We start from the raw sequence: 3324 nt of genomic DNA on the forward strand, positions 1-3324 counted from the left end.
ACTACGTTAAAAGAGCGTGAATCAGAATTTGCCTTGTTGCGTGTGAATGGTGCGAGGAGATTTCAATTGTTGAAAATTGTAATGATCGAAAGTTTGTTGCTATGTGTAGTGGGTTTTGTATTTGGATCTGTTCTCGGAAGGGTAGCGCTAAGCATGCTTTCAAATGCATCAGAAGCAGATTTTAAAATGAGTTTTGATCCCTATACTTTTTTATGGCAAAAAGAAGGCATGTTGTTAGTAGTAACCCTTTTAGTAGGTTGTATTGCTGCATTAATTCCTGCAATAAAAGCCTATCATCTAAACATTTCAAAAACTTTAGCTAATGCGTAATTCTATAAAATTTGTGGTCGCTTTATGCGTATTCTTTTCATTATTAAGTTTTGAAAAAAATACGAAGTCCCTACCTTTGTCAAAAGACAATGCAACTATTGCTAATGATACACTCACATGGAAATTATTGGGAGATATCAAATACATTCGAAAAAAACACGCGACCTATGGTGAGGTTGAATTCCCACAAGTAAATTTAAAATTGAAATCCTACCATAATAAAACAGTTTTTTTGACCGGTTTTATCGTGCCAATAGATGCTAAAAATTATGCATTGAGTAAAAATGTTTTTGCTTCATGTTTTTTCTGTGGCAAATCGGGACCCGAGACCATAACAGGTTTGAAATTTAAAGGCGGTTTGCCTAAACTTAAAACCGATACCTATTTGACCATTAAAGGAACGTTTAAAGTGAATGAAACCGATGTAGACAATTGGATCTATAACATTGAAAATGCCGAAATTGTTTCCAAAAATTAATAGCTCTTGCAACACTTTAAACATAAAAAGCATCTTTTTTTTGATTTAGATCATACCCTTTGGGATTTTGATAGAAATTCGGCTTATGCTTTTGAAACCATTTTCAAAGAGCGGGATTTTTTAATTTCGTTGTCCGATTTTTTAGATCATTATATTCCAAGAAATCAACATTATTGGAAATTGTATCAAGTCAATCAAATTTCGCATGAGGATTTGCGTTATTATCGTTTAAAAGATGTTTTTGATGCACTGCAGTTTGCCATCTCGGATGCCCTAATTCATGAAATTTCAGAGGATTATATCAAGTATTTGCCCGATAGTAATCATTTGTTTGAGGGCGCTATTGAGTTGTTGGATTATTTAAAACCCAACTACACCTTGCACATTATTACCAATGGTTTTGCTTCGGTGCAACAAAAAAAGATAAAAAACGCCCAACTCGAACCCTATTTTACCACGGTTACGAATTCTGAAATGGCTGGTGAAAAAAAACCGCATCGCAGTATATTTGATTATGCACTATCTTTTGCCAATGCGACCAAAGAAGAAAGTGTCATGATAGGGGACAGTTATGAAGCGGATATTCTTGGGGCACTAGACGCCGGAATAGATGCTATTTACTTTAATGAACAAAATAATACTATAGCAACCAAAGTGTTACAAGTGAATCATTTGTTAGCTTTAAAAAACATATTGTAATGATGAAAAGATGGTTAGTTTTGGTTTTTGTGCTGTGTTGCACTATTACATTCGCACAAGATCGTTATAAATACGTTATTGTCCCTAAAAAATTTAGTTTTTTTGGAACCGGAAATGACTACAATGCCAGTTTAATGACGAAGTCTTTTTTTGAAAGCGAGGGCTTTATTGTTTATTTTGATACGGATAATTTTCCTGCCGAATTGGCAAATAATCGTTGTTTGGCATTTTATGTAAATGCAATTAAGCAAAAAAACATCTTTATTACTAAGATAAATTTTGAGTTAATCGATTGTACAAATAGTGTGATCTATACAAGTGTACAAGGAACGAGTAGAGAGAAAGATTTTTTAAATGCGTATAACGAGTCTATTCGGATTGCATTAATGAGTATGAAAGGAAAATTAAATTTTAAAAGAGAACAAAAACAGCAAAATGAAATTTTTGTTGCTGTTGAATCACCATCAAAATCAGATGTAGTTCCTGATCCTGTTAAAGAAGAAAGTACCAAAAATACAGATAACAAGCAACTATTTGCAATTCCAACAGCTAACGGCTTCAAAGTAGTAGATGAGGAACCCAAAAAAATAATGGTACTCTATAATACGTCTGTCAAAGATGTATATATAGCTGAAAAAGGCTTAATTACTGGGGTTCTAGTGAAAAAAGAAAATTCATGGTTTTTTGAATATTATCAAAATGACCAATTGATTTCAGAGAAAGTAGCGGTTAAATTCTAATCTTGAATTTCCAATTAATACCCATACTTATCTTTCCAGCGGTTTTTTAAAAACTGACGCAATTCGTTTTCACGAGCGTTCTCACCCGGCTCATAAAATGTAGTTTCAGCAATTTCTGTAGGTAAAAATTCTTGTTCGGCAAAGTTGTTGGGGAAATCATGCGAATATTTGTATTCATCGCCATAGCCCAATGCTGCCATTAATTTGGTTGGTGCATTTCGCAAATGAATAGGAACCGGTAAATCGCCCGTTTGTTTTACCATTTGTTGTGCTTTTCCAATGGCCATATAACTCGCATTACTTTTTGCGGAAGTCGCTAAATAAATAGCACATTGACTCAAAATGATACGACTTTCAGGATATCCAATAGTTGCCACCGCTTGGAAAGCATTGTTTGCCATGATAAAAGCCGTTGGGTTGGCATTTCCAATATCTTCACTGGCTAAGATGAGTAGTCTTCGGGCAATGAATTTTACATCTTCACCGCCTTCAATCATACGGGCCAACCAATAAACAGCCCCATTAGGATCGCTTCCACGTATGGATTTGATAAATGCTGAAACGATATCGTAATGTTGTTCACCCGTTTTGTCATACAATACGGTATTTTTTTGCACCAATTGCATTACTTTTTCATTGGTGATTTCAATGGCATCACTTTCGGAAGCGTTCACAACCAATTCGAAAATATTCAATAATTTTCTACCATCGCCACCCGATAGTCGCAACAGTGCTTCGGTTTCTTTTAATTCGATGGTTTTATTTTGAAGAGGCACATCCGTAGTAATAGCACGATATAATAACGCTTCTAAGTCGTCTTTGGTAAACGCGTTCAATACATAGACCTGACATCTTGACAACAGCGCCGGAATTACTTCAAAACTCGGATTTTCTGTTGTGGCACCTATTAAGGTTACCCAACCCTTTTCCACTGCCGCTAATAATGAATCTTGTTGTGATTTACTGAAACGATGAATCTCATCGATAAAAAGAATCGGATTTTTTGCAGTAAACAAACCACTGCTTTGTTTTGCTTTTTCAATTACTTCACGAATATCCTTTACACCTGAATGTATT

General features: G+C 34.8%; 5 protein-coding genes. 4 read left to right on the plus strand and 1 reads right to left on the minus strand.

Features of this window, described 5'->3' with window-relative positions:
• The 4 genes from ACIQ6Z_RS09570 to ACIQ6Z_RS09585 form a co-directional block, all read left to right on the plus strand.
• The coding region (locus ACIQ6Z_RS09570; RefSeq protein WP_396210655.1) for an ABC transporter permease at window positions 1–330 on the plus strand (330 nt) is incomplete at its 5' end.
• Entirely contained in the window at window positions 323–808 is a 486-nt protein-coding gene (locus ACIQ6Z_RS09575) for a hypothetical protein (RefSeq protein WP_396210656.1), read from the plus strand. The genes ACIQ6Z_RS09570 and ACIQ6Z_RS09575, both read left to right, overlap by 8 nt.
• A gap of 6 nt (window positions 809–814) precedes the next feature.
• Window positions 815–1507 carry a YjjG family noncanonical pyrimidine nucleotidase gene (locus ACIQ6Z_RS09580; protein ID WP_396210657.1) on the plus strand — a complete coding sequence of 231 codons (693 nt, stop codon included), beginning with the start codon at window positions 815–817 and terminating at the stop codon, window positions 1505–1507.
• The gene (locus ACIQ6Z_RS09585; RefSeq protein ID WP_396210658.1) at window positions 1507–2247 is read left to right on the plus strand and encodes a hypothetical protein; all 741 of its coding nucleotides are present in this window, start codon (window positions 1507–1509) and stop codon (window positions 2245–2247) included. Before ACIQ6Z_RS09580 ends, ACIQ6Z_RS09585 begins: the two co-directional genes overlap by 1 nt.
• Window positions 2248–2261: 14 nt before the next feature.
• Here the strand turns inward: ACIQ6Z_RS09585 and ACIQ6Z_RS09590 are convergent.
• Window positions 2262–3324 (minus strand): replication-associated recombination protein A (locus ACIQ6Z_RS09590; RefSeq protein ID WP_396210659.1); only part of this gene is annotated, 1063 nt, incomplete at its 5' end.

Origin of the sequence: Flavobacterium sp., assembly GCF_044376915.1 — a bacterium.
In the GTDB taxonomy this organism is placed as follows: Bacteria; Bacteroidota; Bacteroidia; order Flavobacteriales; family Flavobacteriaceae; genus Flavobacterium.

Excerpts from the sequence above, each read along its gene's own strand:
- ACIQ6Z_RS09575 (WP_396210656.1), top strand. The coding sequence starts at position 323 with ATGCGTAATTCTATAAAATTTGTGGTCGCTTTATGCGTATTCTTTTCA.
- ACIQ6Z_RS09585 (WP_396210658.1), top strand. The coding sequence starts at position 1,507 with ATGATGAAAAGATGGTTAGTTTTGGTTTTTGTGCTGTGTTGCACTATT.